This is a genomic window from Mucilaginibacter terrae, from assembly GCF_042679325.1.
Classification (GTDB): domain Bacteria; phylum Bacteroidota; class Bacteroidia; order Sphingobacteriales; family Sphingobacteriaceae; genus Mucilaginibacter; species Mucilaginibacter terrae.
Genome location: NZ_JBHTMJ010000010.1, coordinates 1 through 20,179, shown reverse-complemented (window position 1 = coordinate 20,179; position 20,179 = coordinate 1). Strand labels below are relative to the sequence as shown.

15 protein-coding genes are annotated in these 20,179 nt (G+C 42.4%); 9 read left to right on the top strand and 6 right to left on the bottom strand.

Annotation, left to right across the window (positions count from 1 at the left end; translation table 11 throughout):
• Positions 1-32 precede the first annotated feature (32 nt).
• Together ACFQ3S_RS08625 and ACFQ3S_RS08620 are read right to left on the bottom strand one after the other, a co-directional pair.
• Complete coding sequence (locus ACFQ3S_RS08625) at positions 33-1,271, bottom strand: M16 family metallopeptidase (RefSeq protein WP_377163346.1); 1,239 nt, start codon at positions 1,269-1,271, stop codon at positions 33-35.
• A gap of 112 nt (positions 1,272-1,383) precedes the next feature.
• Entirely contained in the window at positions 1,384-4,134 is a 2,751-nt protein-coding gene (locus ACFQ3S_RS08620; RefSeq protein WP_377163344.1) for a family 78 glycoside hydrolase catalytic domain, read from the bottom strand.
• Positions 4,135-4,275: 141 nt separating this feature from the next.
• On the opposite strand from ACFQ3S_RS08620, the gene ACFQ3S_RS08615 reads away from it, so the two are divergent.
• Positions 4,276-4,824 carry a hypothetical protein gene (locus ACFQ3S_RS08615; protein ID WP_377163342.1) on the top strand — a complete coding sequence of 183 codons (549 nt, stop codon included), beginning with the start codon at positions 4,276-4,278 and terminating at the stop codon, positions 4,822-4,824.
• Between the two features lie 12 nt (positions 4,825-4,836).
• Here the strand turns inward: ACFQ3S_RS08615 and ACFQ3S_RS08610 are convergent, their stop codons facing one another.
• Positions 4,837-5,187 (bottom strand): phosphoribosylpyrophosphate synthetase, encoded by a 351-nt coding sequence (locus ACFQ3S_RS08610; RefSeq protein ID WP_377163340.1) that lies wholly within the window; start codon positions 5,185-5,187, stop codon positions 4,837-4,839.
• 447 nt (positions 5,188-5,634) lie between these two features.
• On the opposite strand from ACFQ3S_RS08610, the gene ACFQ3S_RS08605 reads away from it, so the two are divergent.
• Both ACFQ3S_RS08605 and ACFQ3S_RS08600 read left to right on the top strand, forming a co-directional pair.
• Positions 5,635-8,364, top strand: a complete 2,730-nt coding sequence (locus ACFQ3S_RS08605; RefSeq protein WP_377163338.1) for a M14 family metallopeptidase — start codon at positions 5,635-5,637, stop codon at positions 8,362-8,364.
• 278 nt (positions 8,365-8,642) lie between these two features.
• On the top strand, positions 8,643-9,284 hold the full coding sequence (locus tag ACFQ3S_RS08600) for an HAD family hydrolase (protein ID WP_377163336.1): 642 nt from the start codon (positions 8,643-8,645) through the stop codon (positions 9,282-9,284).
• A gap of 479 nt (positions 9,285-9,763) precedes the next feature.
• On the opposite strand, the gene cysM is transcribed toward ACFQ3S_RS08600, so the two are convergent.
• Both cysM and ACFQ3S_RS08590 read right to left on the bottom strand, forming a co-directional pair.
• Positions 9,764-10,636, bottom strand: a complete 873-nt coding sequence (gene cysM / locus ACFQ3S_RS08595) for a cysteine synthase CysM (protein ID WP_377163334.1) — start codon at positions 10,634-10,636, stop codon at positions 9,764-9,766.
• Positions 10,637-10,656: 20 nt separating this feature from the next.
• Positions 10,657-11,469, bottom strand: coding sequence for a serine O-acetyltransferase (locus ACFQ3S_RS08590; RefSeq protein WP_377163332.1), 813 nt, complete (start codon positions 11,467-11,469; stop codon positions 10,657-10,659).
• A gap of 217 nt (positions 11,470-11,686) precedes the next feature.
• Here ACFQ3S_RS08590 and ACFQ3S_RS08585 point away from each other — a divergent pair, with 217 nt between their 5' ends.
• The 4 genes from ACFQ3S_RS08585 (at position 11,687) to miaA (ending at position 15,749) form a co-directional block, all read left to right on the top strand.
• Entirely contained in the window at positions 11,687-12,286 is a 600-nt protein-coding gene (locus ACFQ3S_RS08585) for a hypothetical protein (RefSeq protein ID WP_377163330.1), read from the top strand.
• A 332-nt stretch (positions 12,287-12,618) separates the two neighbouring features.
• Entirely contained in the window at positions 12,619-14,031 is a 1,413-nt protein-coding gene (locus tag ACFQ3S_RS08580) for a CCA tRNA nucleotidyltransferase (protein ID WP_377163328.1), read from the top strand.
• A 42-nt stretch (positions 14,032-14,073) separates the two neighbouring features.
• Positions 14,074-14,727, top strand: coding sequence for an IS1096 element passenger TnpR family protein (locus tag ACFQ3S_RS08575; protein ID WP_377163326.1), 654 nt, complete (start codon positions 14,074-14,076; stop codon positions 14,725-14,727).
• Positions 14,728-14,828: 101 nt separating this feature from the next.
• Complete coding sequence (gene miaA / locus ACFQ3S_RS08570) at positions 14,829-15,749, top strand: tRNA (adenosine(37)-N6)-dimethylallyltransferase MiaA (protein WP_377163324.1); 921 nt, start codon at positions 14,829-14,831, stop codon at positions 15,747-15,749.
• Here the strand turns inward: miaA and rfbD are convergent.
• Positions 15,727-16,587, bottom strand: a complete 861-nt coding sequence (gene rfbD / locus ACFQ3S_RS08565; protein WP_377163322.1) for a dTDP-4-dehydrorhamnose reductase — start codon at positions 16,585-16,587, stop codon at positions 15,727-15,729. The genes miaA and rfbD overlap by 23 nt on opposite strands.
• 584 nt (positions 16,588-17,171) lie before the next feature.
• Here rfbD and porK point away from each other — a divergent pair.
• Complete coding sequence (gene porK / locus ACFQ3S_RS08560) at positions 17,172-18,560, top strand: T9SS ring complex lipoprotein PorK/GldK (protein ID WP_377163320.1); 1,389 nt, start codon at positions 17,172-17,174, stop codon at positions 18,558-18,560.
• Positions 18,561-18,643: 83 nt separating this feature from the next.
• Complete coding sequence (porN, locus tag ACFQ3S_RS08555) at positions 18,644-19,837, top strand: type IX secretion system ring subunit PorN/GldN (protein WP_377163318.1); 1,194 nt, start codon at positions 18,644-18,646, stop codon at positions 19,835-19,837.
• Positions 19,838-20,179 lie beyond the last annotated feature (342 nt).

Genomic DNA, 20,179 nt, shown 5'->3' with positions numbered 1-20,179 from the left:
CGCTATCAATCAAATGACAAGTGTGATGTTTGTTACTTCTCTGCTAAGTAAATTAAGGTTGATGAATTATCCTTGCGGAAAATAGCTTTGGATTCCTGTTGGATCTGCTCGGCGGTTACGGCTAAGTATTTGGCCGTTTCGTGGTTAAAAAGGTCGGCATCGCCCAGCAATTCAAAAAATGCCAGGTTCATGGCCTTATCCAGCAAAGCCATTTCCGAGAACACCATCGTGCTTTCGGTCTTGTTTTTCACCTTGGTAAGTTCCTCTTCGGGCACTGCCTCATTGCATATTTTTTCCAGTTCTACCCAAATGGCAGCTTCGGCTTCTTCAATGCTTACGGTTTCCAGCGGTTTACCTTCAATCAACAGCATCCCTTTGTCCGAACTTCCGGTGGCATGGGCATGGATCTCGCTAAACAACTGCTTTTCCTTTACCAGTGAACGGTAAAGGCGTGATGATTGCCCGCGAGATAAAATATCCGAAATCAGATCAAGCGTAAAGTAATCGCCATCGGTACGGGCAGGCACCTGGAAGGCAATATATATATCGTTCAAAGGCACCTTAGCGGTAACCGTTTCGCGGCGCTCTTCATGCTGATCTGGTTCCTGCGGTAAATGGCGATTATACTTTTCACCAGCCGGTATAGGCGCAAACCATTTTTCGGCCAGTTGCTTAACCTGCTCGGTAGTTACATCGCCCCCTACTACTAAAATGGCGTTTTGCGGGGTATAGTGCTTTTTAAAGAAGGCTTTTACATCTTCAATTTTAGCGTGTTCAATATGTTCCAGACTTTTACCGATGGTTGCCCACTGGTAAGGGTGGTGCTTATACACCATAGGGCGCAAACGCAGCATTACATCACCATAAGGCTGGTTAAGGTAACGCTGCTTAAACTCTTCCATTACCACATTGCGCTGTACTTCCAGGCTTTTTTCGCTGAAAGCGAGGTTTAGCATGCGGTCGCTCTCTAACCAAAAGACGGTTTCAATATTGGCAGCCGGCAGTGTAATGTAGTAGTTGGTAATATCGTTGCTGGTAAAAGCATTATTTTCGCCACCCACGCGTTGCAAGGGCTCATCATATGCCGGTATATTGATTGATCCGCCAAACATAAGATGCTCAAACAAGTGAGCAAAGCCAGTTTGTTCGGGGTTTTCATCGCGGGCGCCAACATCGTATAAAACGTTAATTACCGCCATTGGCGTGGTATTATCTTCGTGAACAATAACGCGCAGGCCATTATTCAGTGTAAAACGGTTGAATTTAACCATGTAGTTCAGAACAAATTTTATAGACCGGCAAATGTAAAGGTTTTAGTGATGAATTTGGAAACAGAAAACCACAACTTTACAATTGTTGCCCTTAAAGCAACATACAAAACTATTATTTTACACTGCGCTCAAAGCGGTGTACACCCGAACCTATATTACCGGCTAAAATATACTCGCCTTCTTGAATACCCGTAATTTGTTTGCCATCTACCCATATACTATTACCGGGTTTACCACATTTAGGTATATATATTTTAGCGGTTACATTAGCCGGAATGGTTACGGTCATTAAATAACGCTGAGTATTGCGTTCCCAGTTAACCGCTAAATTTCCCCTATCGCCCGGGAAAACGCCTTTGGCAAATTTTAGCTGGTCCCCAAAATCGAGCGGTTTAATTTGCACCAGTTCATACTGCGGTTTCAGTACCGTTACTCCTAACATATATTGCTGCATAGCCAGCAAACCAATGGCTCCCCATGGGTGCGACAGGCTTTCGTTGGCTACATCGGCGTCCCATGCTTCCCAGGTCATGGTGCCGCCTTTAGCAACGGTTTTGGCCCAGCCATCCCAGGTTGTATTGGTGTAAAGGTCAATTAGGTGCTCACCATCGCCCGCCTGGCCAATAGCCTCGGGTAAATAACGCAGGGTAACCATCCCCGATGCCATTTTGCGTTCCTTAATACCTGCAAAAACGGTGTTCCTGTTTTCGTTAGGAACTATTCCGGTTGCATAGGCATACATATTGGCCTGCTGAGATATATGTTTACTTTGCGAAAGATCGGTCATCAGCCCATCAATATATACCCCATCGGTATTAAGCAGTTTGACGTTCATAGCCTTTTTTATATCGCTGGCATAGGTATTGTAAATTTCCTTATCGGGTGCATTGCCTAATACGGCGGCTATTTTAGCCATAATATCGTAATCAATGTATGCCAGCGCATCAATCACCGTGCGCGATTCGGTACCCATATCGTACCCGTAGCGCATACTTTGCGGCCAGTCGATAATCCCATATTTGTAAGCACCTCCGCCACCTGCCAGGTTATGAATGAGGCCTGTGGCTGGGTTGGTGTAAGCGTGCACATAATCGGCCACCTTTTTCAGTTTTGCGTAGTTGGTTTTTAAAAACTCAACATTACCTGTTAGCAGGTAATAATCCCATACCCATATCAGGTACTCCTGCGTATAATCAGGAATATCACGCTTACCATCTACATTAGGGTAAACGGCGTTCAACCTGCCATCTGGCCAGTACTGGTCCTGCGAATCTAAAAATTCGAGCAGTACACGGTGGTTCATGGCACGCTCGCCCATGGTGCTCATGGCAGGCGGGCCCTGGTAACTACCATCGCCCAAAAAGGCACCTTTTTCACGTGTTGGAGTATCTACAAAACCTTCCTGCGCACCTTGTACCAGCGAGTGGATCATGAGGTTCCAAACCTGGTTAAGCATATTGTGAGATGATGTGAACTGCGCCTTGGACTCATCCAGTTCGAAGTGGCGGGTAATAAACTGCACGTTATCAACCGTAAGTACATTGGGCGAATTATCTACCTGGATATACCGGTAAGCCAAATACACCAAAGGCTGAAACATAGATTGTTTGCCATTCAACGTAAAGTAATAAGCCAGGTTGGTACTTTGGTTTCCGCTTTTGGTGGAAGCCGTGCCATCATCATCGAGCAGGTAAGCACCTCGAATATTTACCACATCGCCAGCCTTGCCGCCTGTAAAGTTAATGGAAGGTACCCCTGCATATATTTTACCCAGGTCTATAATAAATTTACCGGCACCTAAACTTTTTACCGACACAGGCTTGATAGTTTGCTCGATGACCCGGGTAAGATCGGCCCGTAAAGGGTTTACCCATGGGGCAACGGGTGGTGCGCCAATTTCAACCGCGGCATCCCAGTTGGCATCGTTACAAGCAACGGTATTCCAGCCGTTAATAGCATTTCGGGCATCTATCCTGTCTAAATAACCGTTTCCCTCACCGTTACGTGCAGGCTGACCGGCGGTCCAGTAGGTGGCTTGCTTTTGTTTCCAGCTATTATCGGTACCCGCCAAACTTTTACTGCCGTCGGTGTATTCGGTCACCATTTTTAAAATAAACCCCCGGCTCCCGGTTGCCCTGCCCTGCCCGCCACCATACCAATGCGTTAATGCCGACAGGTTATTCACCACACCAGCTTTTACAGCAGTAGTTACATCAAAAGCATTGTAATAAGCATATTGCGGGTAGTGATTTGATGAACCTTTGGAAACAATTTTACCATTCAAATATAGTTCGTAGTTATGACAGGCTGCCACATACACCACAGCCCTTTTAACAGTTTTTTTAGATAAGGTGAAGTTTTTACGATAATAGGTGTAGTCGTCCTTATCCAAAGTATTGCGCTTTACCCATTTAGCGCCTACCCAGTCATCAGCCGTAAAAAGACCTGTATCAAAATAGCTGGTAGCCGAATAAGGGCCTGCAACACCGGCTTTATCCCAGCTGCGTACTTTCCAATAATAACGGGTGGCTGGTATAACGGCGTTGCCCAGCATGTTTACATAATTTTGCATAGATGATGGCACCTTTCCACTATCCCATACATCGCCTTTGCCGGCATTGAGTTTAGCAAGGCTGTTTGCTACCAAAATCTGGTAAGCGCTTTGCAGCTCGTTTTTATCAGCATCGTTAACATACCAGCCAAAAAATGGTTTATTGTTGGTTCCTACAGGTTTAATTTTATCGCAAGTACGTAAATTAGAAGGCGCTCCGGGGGCAGTGGCATAGCATAACCCGGTATTTACGATAAGTATAAAAACGGGCAACATAAGCGCACTGCGTATAAAAAGAATAACGGTTTTCATTGGTTTATTGGTTAGCTAAGTAAATAAAGCCTAACGCTTTTGAAACGCTATTATAGCTATAATTTATTTTTAAAAACCAATATCTATATTAACAAAGCCGTTACATAATCTATTAAACCAATTTTTTATATTTGAAAGTAAATGTTAAACCCTGTTTCGTTACTAAAGCTGCTGAAGCGCCCCCGTTATAAAAACTGGATATACGACCTGGCGATGGAAGTGTCTTATAAAGGCTTTGTTTTAACAGACCTCTTAAATTTAACTCTTCACCAAGATACGCAAACGGCTTTTCATGCCGTGTGGTTGTTAGACACCATAATCGCATTTGAGCCATCGAATTTTGCCGGCAATTTACCACTCTTTTTAAACTATGCCAGGCAAAATAAAAACCCAAGCTGCAAGCGACACTATGCCCGTATTTTTATGTACTGCACTAAAGATCAGGATTTTGTAGCTTCATTTGCCATAACAGACCTGGAACCAATGGTAGAATTGTGCTTCGACTGGCTGATAGATCCCAAGATAAAAATAGCCGTAAAGGTTTGCGCCAGCGAAACGTTATGTAATTTAAGGTATAGCTACCCCTGGATTGCCGAAGAATTGCAAAACCAGCTAAGATACTTAATGCAAAACGGCAGCCCCGCTATACAAACTACAGGCTGCCGTTTACTCAGCACTTTACAGCACTAATAATTATTTTTATTATTCTTTAGGACGATCTTCGCCATGCAGGTTATCGCTCACCTGGTGGTGGTGCAATTTGGCCTCAATAGCCGAGGTACTGGTGTTGGCATAGGTGCCATAGGCATCAACCAAAACTCCTTTTAAATTATACTTAGCCGATGATATGGCATATACGATAGACATATCTGAAGGATTACTGGCGCCTTCAAAACGGAAGAACTCATCTACCTCAAAGTCTTCGGCATGCATGTGTATGTTATTGCTTTTATCATCTATAGTTTCACCATCATCCTCAAAACTCAGGTTAGCGGTGTATCCTCTTTGCATTAAATCGTTAGTGGCGTCCACTAAGGTTTCATAATTTTTCATGGCAATACAGTTTAGTGTTTGAATTAAACACAACCTGTTTAAAGGCTGTTATTGTAACAACCAATGCGGCGGTAAAGTTGTTTTGCTGGTTTAAGAAAAGAAATGAAGTACGGAGTTTTTAGTCGTTAGTCCGTTAGTCCGTTAGTCCGTTAGTGGCGATACGGGATGAGAAGTATTGTTTTCATTTTTTCAACTTCCCTCCTTGGGGAGGGGTGCGGTTGGATGTGCGTTGGCGGGGAGGGGTTTGATCACAAGATCAGCCTCTTTGCTAAACCCCTCCCTGCCCTCCCCCCGGATGGATGAAGTTAATCCTGCTTCTGGACTTTCTCCTCTTCCTACTTCTCGCGGACTAACGGACTCCCTAACTCTTTCAACACAAAAAAGTTACATGCACCAAGTACTTAATTTTTTAAATTAGTAAAGTCAAACTAAAACTATTTATTCCTGATGAAACTAAACTTACTTGGTACGCTGGCCTTTTCGTTATGGCTTGCCACGGCCGCCCAGGCTCAAAACGTCCCCTCGCCCAAAGCGCATTTCGGCTTTAACATTGGTGACGATTATCAACTGGCTAACTACACGCAAACTGAAGCTTACTTTAAAAAGCTATCGGCCTCGCCGCGTACCAAACTGGTTGATATTGGCTTAACCGAAGAAGGACGTCACCAGTGGATGCTCATTGTTTCATCGCCCGAAAACATTAAGAACTTAGATAAATACAAGGACATTTCGCGCAAGTTGGCCCGTGCCGAAGGTTTAACCGACGACCAGGCCAAGGCTTTAGCCGCACAAGGCAAGGCCATAGTGTGGATAGACGGCGGCCTGCATGCAACCGAAACCGTGGGTACCCATCAATTGATAGAAACCGCTTACGAATTAGTGAGCCGTACCGATGCCGAAACGATGCGCATTTTAAATGATGCCGTAATATTGTTGGTGCATGCCAACCCCGACGGGCAAGAACTGGTGAGTAACTGGTACATGAGCCAAAAAGACCCGGCCAAGCGTAATATGAACATTCCGCGCCTTTACGAGAAATACATTGGGCACGATAACAACCGCGATTTTTTTATGATGAACATGAAAGAATCGCAAAATATTACGCGTCAGCAATATTTGGAGTGGCTGCCGCAAGTGGTATATAACCACCACCAAACCGGTCCCGCCGGATCTGTAGTGGCTGGTCCGCCGTACCGCGACCCGTTCAATTACGTTTACGACCCTTTGCTGGTTACCAGTATTGATGCTTTGGGCGCTGCCATGAGCAGCCGTTTGAATGCCGAGAACAAGCCGGGTTATACCGAGCGTAACGGTACCAGTTTTTCTACCTGGTGGAACGGAGGTTTACGTACCACTACCTATTTCCACAACATGGTAGGTTTGTTAACCGAAATTATTGGCAGCCCTACACCAGCCACAGTACCTTTAGTACCCGAGCGTTTGGTGCCCAGCAGTAACACGCCTTACCCGGTAACCCCGCAAAGCTGGCATTATAAGCAGTCTATCGATTATTCGTTATCCTTAAACTACGCTGTATTGGGTTATGCCGTACGCCAGCGCGATCAAATGCTATACAACATGTACATCATGGGTAAAAACTCTATCAATCGTGGTAATAAAGACAATTGGACGCTTTCGCCTAAACGTGCCGACTCTATTAATGCAGCTTATCGTAAAGATACACCTCCCCCTACGTCAGGTGGCGCTGGAGGTGGTTTAGGCGGTGGCCGTAATGCTGGTGTACCTGTTAAATATTACGACCAGGTTTTAAAAGACCCTACCCTACGCGACCCGCGTGGTTATATAATTCCGGCTAATCAAACCGATTTTCCTACAGCGGTTAAGTTTATTAATACGCTCGTACGTGCTGGTATCCTGATACAAAAATCAACAGCTGAGTTTAAGGTGAATGGCATAAGCTATCCTGCCGGTTCGTACGTGGTAAAAACCGATCAGGCTTTTCGTCCGCATATCCTGGATATGTTTGAGCCGCAGGATCACCCTAACGATTTTCAATACCCCGGAGGTCCTCCTATCCGCCCGTACGATAATGCGGGCTGGACACTGGCTTTTCAAATGGGCGTTAAATTCGACCGCATGATGGAAAGTTTCGATGGTCCTTTTAAACCGGTACCATACGGCGAATTGCAAAACCCACCGGTGCAAACTGCTGCTTCAGTTGCCAAAGGCGGCTATATGCTGAGTTCGGCAGTAAACAACAGTTTTACTATTGTAAATGACCTGCTTAAAGCCGGTGCCGAAGTTTACCGTGTGCCTGCCGAAAGCGGTGCGTTTTACATCCCGGCATCAGCGCAAGCCAAAACCGTTTTAGGTACCGATGCTATTTTGGGTGTAAAGGCAACTACATTGGCTAAAGCCCCTAAAGGTGCCATCAAGGTTAAAAACTTACGTATTGGTTTATGGGACACTTATGGCGGTTCCATACCATCGGGCTGGGTGCGCTGGTTATTTGAGCAGCAGCACTTTACTTTTGAGCGTGTGTACGCACAGGAAATTGATGCCGGAAACCTGAAGAACAAATTTGACGTGCTGGTATTTGTAGGCGGTGCTATCCCTTCGGCCAACGTGCGCGCTGGCGGCTTTGGTGAATTTGGCGGACGCACACCATCACCAGAAGAATTACCAGCCGAGTACCGCACTCAAACCGGGCGTGTAACTGCCGATAAATCTGTACCGCAATTAAAAGCCTTTTTAGAAGCAGGTGGTAACATCGTAACTATTGGCAGCAGTGCCAACCTGGCCTATCACCTTAAATTACCGGTAAGCAATGCATTGGTTGAAACTATTGGCGGACAAGAAAGACCACTACCAGGCGATAAATTTTACATACCAGGCAGTGTTTTACAGGTAACTTACGATACCACCCAACCTGCAACCTGGGGTATGCCTGCCACCGGCGATGTACAGTTTGATAGCAGCCCGGTATTTAAACTATCCGATGGCAGCCTTAAACCGTTGGCTACCTACACCAGCGCCACGCCATTGCGCAGCGGCTGGGCATGGGGACAAAAATATCTACAAAACAATGTGGCCGCATTTATGGCCCCAGTAGGTGCCGGTAAACTATATGTGTTTGGTCCCGAGATCACTTTCAGGGCACAGGCACATGGTACGTTTAAACTATTGTTTAACCAGTTATACGCTGCGGCAAAGTAAAGCTATTTTTGATGTGTTTTGTGGGAACTGCCGCAAGGTGGTTCCTTTTTTTTGTTGTGGCAATAATAGTGATGCCGAACTTTGTTTAGCAACTCATTATAACGGTTGAAGATGTAAACAGTAATTAACGGGCTAATTTGCAGCTGAGATGCTGAGATTCATCAGCATGATAGTAGATTTTAGCATGACGCTTGATTGAGCTGGGGTTGGACTACTACTACTTAAACATTCATTCGTAAAACATACTTTTTACGGTTATTTGCGTTAAATAGACCAAGATGAAAATTGAAGCGGTAATTTTTGATTTAGACGGCACCATTGCCAATACACTACCTTTATGTATAGCTGCCTTCCGAAAAAGCATTGAGCCCCTGCTACAAAGAAGCGTTAGCGATGAAGAGATTATTGCCAGCTTCGGCCCTTCGGAAGAGGGCACCATCCGCAAACTTATACCCGAACACGAGGAAGAAGGTGTTAAAGCCTACGTCCAAAATTATGCCGACATGCATGATACTTGCCCCGTTGCATTTGAGGGCATTAAAGAATTGCTGGAGCTTTTGAAGGACAATGGTGTGAAACTGGCTATGATTACCGGTAAAGGGCAGCATAGTACCCGCATTTCGTTAGATAGATTTAGTTTAGCAGAATACTTCGAGATACTGGAAACCGGATCGCCCGAGGGGCCTAACAAAGTTAATGGACTGATTAACGTATTAGACCGCCTCAACAGCAATATTACCAACACCATTTATGTAGGCGATGCGTCAAGCGATATTACCTATTGCCAGCAACTAACCATTCCTATAGCCGCCGCAGCCTGGGCAGGTACCGCTAACGTTAACGAATTAGAACTCCTAAACCCTGACTGGATCTTTTATTCGGTAGGAGAGTTTAGAGATTGGATCAGCGGGGAGATTTGATAGCAAAAGTTGGTAAACAGCCTGTAAAACCCTTATCAAACATACATTGTAGTAAATAGGTGGTTCTTTAATTGAAACAGAACTATTGACCATGCATACTACAGACCCTAAAAATCAGGAAAGAAAACAAGCTGCCGGATTTTATTGAACCCGACACCGAAGCGAAAGGCTTTGGCGAAACCAGCAACCCCGAAACAGAATAGGAAAGCTTTCCATAAAACGAATTTCAATTAATAACCAGTTCCTCTACCGGTAAAAGTGATTTAGACGTAGAACCCAACGAAGACTGCGATAATAACCTTGCGAAAGTGAATGATTGAGAGCCTTTAATCCAAGCTTGTTATAGCATAATATTATTGCCGTTGTCAAAATTGCTCCTGGGGGAGAGGTGCGGCTGGTTTGAGGGAGGCACGGAGGGGTTACGCCATTAATTTACATCAAACCCCTCCATGCCCTCCCCAAGGAGGGATGAAAAAAACTTACCCAAATAACGCACTGCTCAAATACCTGTCGCCCCTGTCGCAGGCTATAAATACAATGAGGCCTTCCTGTAGTTCTTGGGCCAGTTTTATGGCAGCCGTGCAAGCGCCACCCGTGCTCATACCCGAAAACACGCCTTCAATCCTGGCCAATTGCCGGGCCATTGCTGTCGATTCGGCTTCTGATACATCCAGCACGCGGTCTACCCGGCTTGGGTCGAATATTTTGGGAAGGTAAGCCTCGGGCCAGCGGCGTATGCCAGGAATGGATGAACCTTCGGTAGGCTGGCAACCCACAATTTGTATATCGGCGTTTTTCTCTTTCAGGTATTTTGAACAGCCCATAATAGTACCCGTAGTCCCCATCGAACTTACAAAATGAGAGATCCGGCCTTCGGTATCGCGCCATAATTCAGGACCTGTGGTTTTGTAATGTGCCATATAGTTATCGGCGTTGGCAAATTGGTTGAGCAGATAGTAGCCCTCGGTAGCACCTTTTTCTTCAGCATAATCGCGGCAAATTTCAATACTTTCCAGTAAAGTGACTTTAGCACCAAAGGCCTCCATTGTAAGGGTGCGTTCGCGTGTAGAGTTTGCGGGCATTACCAGCTCAATATCTAAATTAAAAAGGCTCGCTATCATAGCCAGGGCTATGCCGGTGTTACCGCTGGTAGCCTCCACCAATTTGGTACCTTCTTTAATTTCGCCACGCTCTACAGCACTGCGTATCATATTTAGCGATGCACGGTCTTTTACACTACCCCCGGGGTTATGGCCTTCCAGTTTGGCGAAGATCTTTACGTTAGGGTTTGGGTTAAGTTTGGCTATCTCCACCAGCGGCGTATTGCCTATCAAGTCTATAATACCTGCCATAATTTTTATTGTAATAAATTTTAAATGCTTTCGGTTATACTTTGTACCGTTATCATCGGGGTATGGTACACGGTAGAATGCGAAGCTACACTTTGAGTTAGCCAAACATTGCCACCTATTACGCTATCGTGCCCTATCACAGTATCACCACCCAAAATGGTTGCGCCCGAGTAGATCACCACCCGGTCTTCAACCGTAGGGTGCCGCTTGGTACCTGCCATATTTTTACGTACACTTAAAGCCCCTAACGTTACCCCCTGGTACATTTTTACATGGCGGCCAATAGTACAGGTTTCGCCTATAACAATGCCGGTTCCATGGTCTATATGAAAATATTCGCCAATAATTGCCGCAGGGTGAATATCGATACCTGTTTTAGAATGCGCGTACTCCGTTAATATACGTGGCACCAATGGCACATCAAATGTAAACAGCAAATGCGCTACACGATAAAAGCAAATAGCATAAAAACCAGGATAGGTTCTGATAACTTCAAACTCACTTTGAGCGGCCGGATCGCCATTATATATAGCTTGTATGTCCGTATTTAAAATGCGGTATAAATCTGGTAAACGGTCAAAAAAACGAGCCGCCAACAGTTGGCTATGCGCATGCGTGTAATCGCTGCTTGCGCAAATGATCTCCTCCAAAGTTTCGTGGAGCTTTGCAGTATATAGCGTTAAATCCTCCAAGGTGTTAAACCTATGCCCCGCATGCTCGGGGTACAGCAAATGAACCACGCTTAAAGCCCACTCCGCTATTTGTGTGTTTGATGGAATGGCTTTGATATCGTGCGTCTTTTCCCATATATGCCTATAAAATTCCTCTTTCATACGCTATTTTAAATATTACCTGTTAGTAAGGCAACAGTAATAAGCTAATATTGTGCTTTATACCAGCAAATAGTTGCATCAGTTTTAAAGGATATAAAAATAATATTTATCCGTTTGCTAAAAATCATTCGCAGGTAAAGTAATAAAAAGCATCTTTATAAAAAATGAATGTTATTTTCGATACCATTATTTAACTTGGTTCACAAAAATTTATATTATGCGTTATCTGTTATTCATACTATCGGGTCTTTTCTTTTTTATACAAGCCAGTGCACAAAAGAACAGTTTTGTGGCCGATTCCATAGGATATGCCGCCATTAAACAATGTGAGCAAACCTTTCCCCAGTTTTATCGGGAGTTTGAGTACATTAAAGCCCAGGATACGCTGATTAAAAAGTTTGTATTTGTTCAGCAGCCGGGCACTGGCCCTGCTTTTGCCTCGCCCAAAGGCGTTATTACCATTAATATAAGCTATTTAAATAAGCCTAAACCTAATTTTGACGATAACCGGTTAATCGTGGTGCTGTACCATGAGGTGGGCCACCTCCATTATTTTCTAACTATAGACCGCACAAAATGGAACCCCGAAGACAGCGAAAAGGCGGCCTTTGAATATTCGTTGCTTAAGACCAAAGAAATGGCCGAAAAAAATGATTGTTTGCCGCTGGCAACCGGTTTAAAATTTATGAAACTGCGCAGCATGAGTAATGATTTACAGGACGCGCATGTAAGGGCGTTAAAGCGCATGGTTAACGAGCCATTATATACAGGTTATGTAAAATATGTTAGCAGCAAATGTAATATGACCATAAAATAAACAATACACCCTACATTACATAATTGTGGAAACACAGAAATTTTTAAAGACATAGCTATTAAGTTTCGAAAGCCCAACACTTCGTTTTAAATAAATTTAAATGCTTTTATAAATTAAAGCTGGCACTAAGTTTGCCTAACTCTTTACATATTGTGCGTGTGATTTTGATGCAGAGTGAGTAAGGCAGCCATGTTAAAAACGTGGCTGTTTTTTTGTGTATTAGCAGTACTAATTTGGTTAAACTAAAATGTTGATATGATTACATCTGTGTAATTAAAATTTAGTAATTACCTTTGCGGCCAAATTAAGTACTGGGCTACACTAACCCTATCATGAAACAACATTTGCAGCATCCTGTATTTAAAGTACTTTCGGCCACAGCAGCCGAAAAGCAAGTGCAGGCCTATGTTATAGGTGGTTTCGTGCGCGATATTTTTCTTAACCGCCCCTCAAAAGATATTGATATTGTAATTATTGGCAACGGTATTGATTTTGCCGAGGCCGTGGCAAAAAAACTCCATGTAAAATTAGCGGTATTTAAGAGTTTTGGTACTGCCATGTTAAAATATCAGGATGTAGAGGTAGAGTTTGTGGGCGCCCGAAAAGAATCGTACAGAGTTCAATCGCGTAAGCCCATTGTAGAAAACGGCACCCTTAAAGACGATCAGCTACGGCGCGATTTTACCATTAACGCCTTGGCCATTGCACTGCAACCAGCTAATTTTGGCGAGTTGATAGATCCTTTTGCCGGAATGGCCGATCTGGAAAATAAACTGATCCGTACACCTTTAAACCCCGAAGAAACGTTTTCGGACGACCCGTTGCGCATGATGCGGGCTATCCGGTTTGCAACACAGCTTAATTTTACTATTCACCAAACAGCCATAGATGCTATAAAGCTGAATAAAGAACGTATTCACATCGTATCGCAAGAACGCATAACCGATGAACTGAACAAGATCATCCTTTCGCCGCTGCCTTCTATTGGTTTTAAGTATCTGATGGATACCGGCTTACTACAGGTTATTTTCCCGCAAATGGCAAACCTGTATGGCGTGGAGTATGTTAACGGGCGTGGACATAAAGACAACTTTTACCATACTTTACAGGTGCTTGATAATATAGCAGCCACTACCGATGATCTTTGGCTACGATGGAGCGCTATACTGCATGACATAGCCAAGCCGGCTACCAAGCGCTTTGAACCCGGCCACGGCTGGACTTTTCATGGCCACGAAGACCGCGGCGCGCGCATGGTTCCCAAATTATTCGGCCAGCTTAAACTGCCCATGAACGAGCGTATGAAGTTTGTGCAAAAACTGGTTCAGCTGCACATGCGCCCCATTGTTTTAACGCAGGATATAGTAACAGACTCGGCCGTGCGGCGTTTGCTGTTTGAGGCTGGCGATGATATCGAAAGCCTAATGCTGTTATGCAAAGCAGACATTACCACCAAAAATGAGTACAAAGTAAAAAAATACCGCCAGAATTTTGAACTGGTTCAGCAGAAATTAAAAGATGTGGAAGAGCGCGACCAGCTACGTAACTGGCAGCCACCTATAACCGGAAACGATATTATGCAAATTTTTGGCTTAAAAGAAGGTAAGGAAGTAGGTATAATTAAAAACCACATACGTGAAGCTATACTGGAAGGCGAGATACCAAACACCTATGATGCAGCGTTACAGTTCACAATTAACAAGGGCCATGAAATTGGCTTAAAAGTTGTAGCGAACTCAAATTAAATTTAAAAACAGTATTTTTACCACCAAATCAACCTACTAAAAATGGCACTATACCGGTTCAGGGTAACTTTTGAAGATTATGATGATGTAAGCAGGGAAGTTGATATTAAATCGACTCATACTTTTGCCGATCTGCACCAGGCTATTCATCAATCTATAGGCTACAACCCCGATTATTCTTCTTCTTTTTATATCAGTAACGACCAGTGGACCAAAGGCGAAGAAATTGCTTTTAAACCTAACGAACGCAAAGTAAACCGTGGCGTAGCTTTAATGGAAAACTCCAGGCTTACCGCCTTTATTGACGATCCGCACCAGAAGTTTTATTATACATTCAACTTTGAACGTCCATTTGATTTTCATGTAGAATTAGTAAAAATATTAGATGAAACACCCGGCGTAACTTATCCGGCAACTATAAAAACTGTAGGCGAGGCACCAAAACAGTTTGGTAATGTGTACACTCCCGCTGCCGAAGCCGCCGTCGAAGATGAAGATTTTGACTTTTTAAACGAAATGGAATACAATCCTGAAGAAACGGAAGACTTTACTGAAGTAACGGCTACAGGCGACGTTGTGGTAGATGACGAAGAAGTACCTGAAGAAGAGGACGAGTTTGGTGGTGACTTTGCCGATAATGAAGGTTTCGAAGACGAAGATCATGGTGGTGGCCGTGGCAAAAGCGACGATTATTAAACTCACCCCGGCCCTATCCAAAGGAGAGGGAATAAAAAAATTTATACTTCCTAAATCTTCTCCTTTGGAGAGGATTTAGTTGAGGCTAATTATCCCAGCCTATGCATAGCAGCCAATACCTTATTAGCATAGCCGGCCCAACAGCTATTGGCAAAACTGCTGCTGCTATTGCGCTTGCCCAACACTATCATACAGAGATCCTCTCAGCCGATTCGCGCCAGTTTTACCGTGAAATGAGTATTGGCACTGCCAAACCTTCAGCAAACGAATTAGCTGCGGCTCCCCACCATTATATTAATTCGCACAGTATTACCGACACTTTTAATGTTGGAGATTTTGAGAAGCAGGGATTAAGTACGCTGGATGAGTTATTTAAACAACATAGTGTGGTACTGATGGCAGGTGGTTCGGGGCTTTACCTGAAGGCTATTACCGAAGGATTTGATGAACTGCCGGATATTGATCCGTCTATCCGCCAAAACCTGAACAACCTGTTTGCAGAACAGGGCATCAGCGTTTTACAGCAAAAACTTCAACTGGCCGATCCGGAATATTTTAACCGTGTTGACCTGCATAACCCGCAACGCCTCATTCGTGCGCTCGAGGTTTTTGAAAGCACTGGTCAACCCTACTCATCGTACCGTAAAGGCAGTTATCAGCAACGTTCTTTTCAAACTATAAAAATTGGATTAGATATGCACCGGGAAGAATTGTACAAGCGTATTAATCAACGGGTGGATATAATGATTGCAGACGGATTGGTAGACGAAGTGAAAAAACTGCTTCCTTACCGAAATTTAAATGCGTTGAACACGGTTGGATACTCAGAGATATTTAATTACCTGGATGGTAATACAGATCTGCCACACGCAGTAGAAATGATCAAACAAAACACGCGTCGCTTTGCCAAACGCCAGCTTACCTGGTTTAAAAAAGACAAGGACATCAAATGGTTTTTGCCCACTGATGTCCCCTCTATTATTTCTTATGTAGACGATACTATTGCTCGCTTAAACGCATAATACAAACCTCCAGGCTATCGCGCCAATAAGGTATTTCTATATTAAAGGTTGATTTAATTTTACTTTTATCCATTACCGAAAACGTTGGCCTTACCGCTGGTGTAGGGTATTGCGATGTACGGATAGGACTAACTTTAACCTCGGTTTTAAAGATATCGAATATGCCCTTAGCAAAATCATACCAAGAGGTAACTCCTTCGTTACTGTAATGATATATACCATACTGTTTATTATCAGCAGCAATAATGTCCAAAATACATCCGGCCAAATCAATAGCATAAGTTGGTGTACCTATTTGGTCGGCAATAATATTCAGTTCATCTCTTTCAGCACCCAAGCGCAGCATGGTTTTCACAAAGTTATTACCATATTCTGAATACAGCCAACTGGTACGCAGGGTATAATGCTCGGGTAAAACATCGCTGATAGCTTGTTCACCTTCTAACTTGGTTAAGCCGTAAACATTAATTGGGTTGGTAGCATCGGTTTCAACCAGTGGATAGGGCGTGTTACCTTCAAACACGAAATCGGTAGATACATGAACCATTGTAGCCCTATGTGTTTTGCATAATTTAGCCAGGTTAGCTGCCCCATCCTTATTTACTTTACGCGCAGTGGTAATATCTTCCTCAGCCTTATCAACAGCTGTGTAAGCAGCGCAATTGATACAGAATTGTGGTTTATATTTTTCAAACAGCCTTTCCAGCCCGGCTTCATCTAAAATATTGGCCTCACCCTCTTCTGGAAAATAGATACCGGTAACTTGCTTTTCTGCAGCTACCTTTTTTATACAATGGCCTAACTGCCCCAATGCTCCAAAAACTAAAATCGTATTCATAGTATATGATAAAATAAAGAATGGCTTAAAGATAATAAAAAAGCAATATATTCGGGTTTGAACAATCGAGGCTAATTTCCTAAAACTATAGCGTATTCTGTTTTTACTTGTATGCCCAATAATTGAAATAAATTATGAATTGCTCTTTCCTTAAATTAGTTATTGTAAATACCTTGTACTTATTACATTATTATTCATAAAAGTAAAAAAATATACTCCTCAGTTAAACCTAATAGATAATTATTGTTCTATCCTAAAGATATTATATTCCATATATAATTATTAAATATTTTGTTTAAATAACATTATTTAACTTAAAATTATTTACATGAATAATAGCACAGTTAAATCACCTTTTTTTATAATGTTTTATTACTGAGAAAGAATTTATTATTATTATTGTAATGATTAATGAAGATTTTTTTGTAAGTTGCAGAAACAATACACAATTTTAGTTGATTTATCAATGTATAAATTTAAAATCTTGTTAAGTGTTAACAACTGCTTAACATCATTACACATTAAAAGTAAAAGATAATTAAGACCTTTACACCATAATTTATTTGAATATAATTGCTTTATCAATGAATATTAAATTTTCTCAAATTGCTATTACCCTTTCAGCTGTGTTAGCTGTTACGTCTTGTAAAACCAACAAGCGCCTGGAAGGAATGGATAACATTGGAAAATCAAAGCCAACGCTACAAACGCTAACTCCTTTAGCTCCGCATGGTATGGTTTTCGTACCGGCAGGAACTATTATTGAAAAAGAGGCCGTTACAGACACTTCAATGGCTGTTGATACGGTTCCAAAAACAGTAACTGTCAGTGCATTTTTCATGGATCAAACTGAGGTTACCAACAAGCAATACCGTACATTTGTTGATTGGGTTGCCGATTCTGTTGCTGTTACAGATTTCTTGAAAGATGATAAATATTTTCATAAAATTAAGAAGGCATCGGCTCCAAAAGCGTCTAAAAGCAAGGGTAAAAATCAAACTGCTGCTGATGTAACAACATTTGCCGATACCACCAAAACTATTGATTGGGTAAAGGTTGGAGGCAGGATACCTTTGTGGCAAAGTCCCGATCCGCAGATCAGAGGTTTGCTTATGGGTAAGATTTTAACCATGGAAAATGGAAAACCAACTTTAATAAAGGATGCTGTAAAGTATCGTTATGATCGTTTGTCTGTGAACCGTTCAGGTGCGAGTAAATACATTACCGATACTGTTGCTGTTGCTCCAAATACCAAAGTATGGTCAACAGATTTTCCAAATTCTCAAATGGAGGTAATGGATAATAATTATTACACCAACGTTGGTTATCAAGATCATCCTGTTGTTGGTGTAAGCTGGAAACAAGCCCGGGCATTTGCCAATTGGCGCAGCAAAATGATATTTGCTACAGTTGGAGACAGATCATTAGTTAAAACTTACAACTTACAATACAGCCTGCCTACCGAAGCACAATGGGAATATGCTGCTTCTAAAGATCTTAAACCTACCGAGTTTGATCAACTATCAACAGTTAATATTAGAGATAAAAAGACAAAAAAGAATGTGGACGCTCTTGCTGTAAACTTTAAGCAGCAGGAAGGAGATTACCGTAAAGATGGTGGTACATTTACCATGCACGTTAAATCATACGCTCCTAATTCTGTTGGGTTATATAACATGATGGGTAACGTATCTGAATGGACATTGGATGCCTTTAGCCCATCATACAAAGAGTTAGTTCATGATTTGAATCCTGTATTACTTTATGATGCAGATGATTCAGAAAGTGAGGCTATGAAACGTAAAGTGATTCGTGGTGGTTCGTGGAAAGATAATGCAGATCTGCTTACTCCATCCACCAGGGCTTACGAAATTCAAAACGTATCACATTCATATATCGGTTTCAGATGTGTAATGCCTGCACCCGACATTGTTGTTGAACAAACCAAAACCAGGAAAATAGCTAAAAATTAATTATTAAATAGGTAGCCGTTGTAGGGTCTTTGAAACTTTACTTAGCTAAAAAAAGAGCTACAACACAAACAACGACTAAAGAGATGAAAAATTTAGCACATAAAATTTACATAACGGCTTTTTGCTTGTTAGGTATATTATTTTTAAGCAGTACGGCAGATGCTCAGAAAAAGAAATCGAGAAGTACTAAGGCCAAAAGTACTGTTAAAGCCAAACCAAAAGTAACTAAGCCAGTTGCTGCCGAACCGTTAATTGCCCAGGAAACTTTACCAGTTACAACTTCTACACCTGTTATTGCACAAACAGCAGTTAAAGATTCACTTCCGGCCGACTCATTACCTCCTATGGATGGTTTTTACAAAAACGAAATGTACACTAATGCCAAGGCATTTAATTACCCTGCCATTAACTCGCGTGATGTAAAGTTCTTTAAACGGGTATGGCGCGATATTGATGTAAAAGACCCTAAAAATTCCCTTTTAAATACACCTGGCGCCACACTTGCCGAAATGATATTAGAAGGTGTTAGAACAGGCAAACTTACCGCTTACGAACCAAGTGCTACCAATAATGATAGTACTTTTGCAAAAAGAATAGATTCAAGGTCAGCATTATCAAGGTTTCAGGATAGCGCCATGGTAGATAAGTTTGATGCCAATGGCAACAAGGTTAGCTCACAAATGGTTTTAAATGCATTTAACCCTGAAAATGTTACCAAATTCAGGACTAAGGAAGATATTTATTTCGATAAAAAACGTTCAATGGTGGTTACACGCATTATTGGCATCGCTCCATTGAAAGCTATTCAGGCTGCTGGCTCAACTGTTGGTGAAGCTCCAGTATTTTGGTTATATTTTCCACAGTGCCGCGATTTCTTTGCTACCAAAGACATATCTGACCCAGATCGTAATTTGTACGATACTACTTTAGATGACATTTTTGTACAAAGGAAGTATGCGAGTACTATTAATAGGGCAACAGGTTCCGAAGCTGCACGCACAACTGCGCAGTTAGCCGCCGCTGCAACTGTACCAGGTGCCACCGCTGCAGATATTATTAATGCAGATCAGGACAAATCAGTAAAATCAAAACAAATAGAAGCCAGCATTGAAAAATTCAAGGCTAACACCTGGGATTACAAAATAAAGAAAACACCTACCGCTGCTGAAAAGAAAGCTGCTGCTGCCGCTGAAAAGAAAACTACTGCTGCTGAAAAAAATGCAGAAAAAGCAAGCAAAAAAGCTGCTGACCAAACTGCTAAGCCTACTAAAAGTTAATATATATTTAAAAGGATTTCACACAAAGCGCGCACAGAAATGTGGGTGCTTTTTTTATGAGGAATTTTACAACTTAGCACTTGAGTAGATATTTGTTTTCATAAATCTATTGTGCCAGGTTCAAATAAGATTGATAGTATGTTGTTAGCGATTACCCATCTAATAATTGCAGTTTAACTTTAATGCGCATAACTCTCGAATCGATTTGACTGCTACCTTACAACAAAAAGGCCTGAAAGTTTTATACTTCAGGCCTTCTTGTTCTAACTATAACTAAATTAATAAATATTATTTATTGAATTGAGAGAACTCCTTGTGTTCGATAACGTGCTGTGGGAGTGA

Bases quoted from the DNA above. Each gene is read 5' to 3' on its own strand.
- cysM (WP_377163334.1), bottom strand. From the start codon at position 10,636: ATGGCAGGTATTATAGACTTGATAGGCAATACGCCGCTGGTGGAGATA.
- ACFQ3S_RS08620 (WP_377163344.1), bottom strand. From the start codon at position 4,134: ATGAAAACCGTTATTCTTTTTATACGCAGTGCGCTTATGTTGCCCGTT.
- ACFQ3S_RS08575 (WP_377163326.1), top strand. From the start codon at position 14,074: ATGGCACTATACCGGTTCAGGGTAACTTTTGAAGATTATGATGATGTA.
- ACFQ3S_RS08590 (WP_377163332.1), bottom strand. From the start codon at position 11,469: ATGAAAGAGGAATTTTATAGGCATATATGGGAAAAGACGCACGATATC.
- ACFQ3S_RS08600 (WP_377163336.1), top strand. From the start codon at position 8,643: ATGAAAATTGAAGCGGTAATTTTTGATTTAGACGGCACCATTGCCAAT.
- ACFQ3S_RS08605 (WP_377163338.1), top strand. From the start codon at position 5,635: ATGAAACTAAACTTACTTGGTACGCTGGCCTTTTCGTTATGGCTTGCC.
- rfbD (WP_377163322.1), bottom strand. From the start codon at position 16,587: ATGAATACGATTTTAGTTTTTGGAGCATTGGGGCAGTTAGGCCATTGT.
- ACFQ3S_RS08625 (WP_377163346.1), bottom strand. From the start codon at position 1,271: ATGGTTAAATTCAACCGTTTTACACTGAATAATGGCCTGCGCGTTATT.
- porK (WP_377163320.1), top strand. From the start codon at position 17,172: ATGAATATTAAATTTTCTCAAATTGCTATTACCCTTTCAGCTGTGTTA.
- ACFQ3S_RS08580 (WP_377163328.1), top strand. From the start codon at position 12,619: ATGAAACAACATTTGCAGCATCCTGTATTTAAAGTACTTTCGGCCACA.
- ACFQ3S_RS08615 (WP_377163342.1), top strand. From the start codon at position 4,276: ATGTTAAACCCTGTTTCGTTACTAAAGCTGCTGAAGCGCCCCCGTTAT.
- ACFQ3S_RS08610 (WP_377163340.1), bottom strand. From the start codon at position 5,187: ATGAAAAATTATGAAACCTTAGTGGACGCCACTAACGATTTAATGCAA.
- miaA (WP_377163324.1), top strand. From the start codon at position 14,829: ATGCATAGCAGCCAATACCTTATTAGCATAGCCGGCCCAACAGCTATT.
- porN (WP_377163318.1), top strand. From the start codon at position 18,644: ATGAAAAATTTAGCACATAAAATTTACATAACGGCTTTTTGCTTGTTA.
- ACFQ3S_RS08585 (WP_377163330.1), top strand. From the start codon at position 11,687: ATGCGTTATCTGTTATTCATACTATCGGGTCTTTTCTTTTTTATACAA.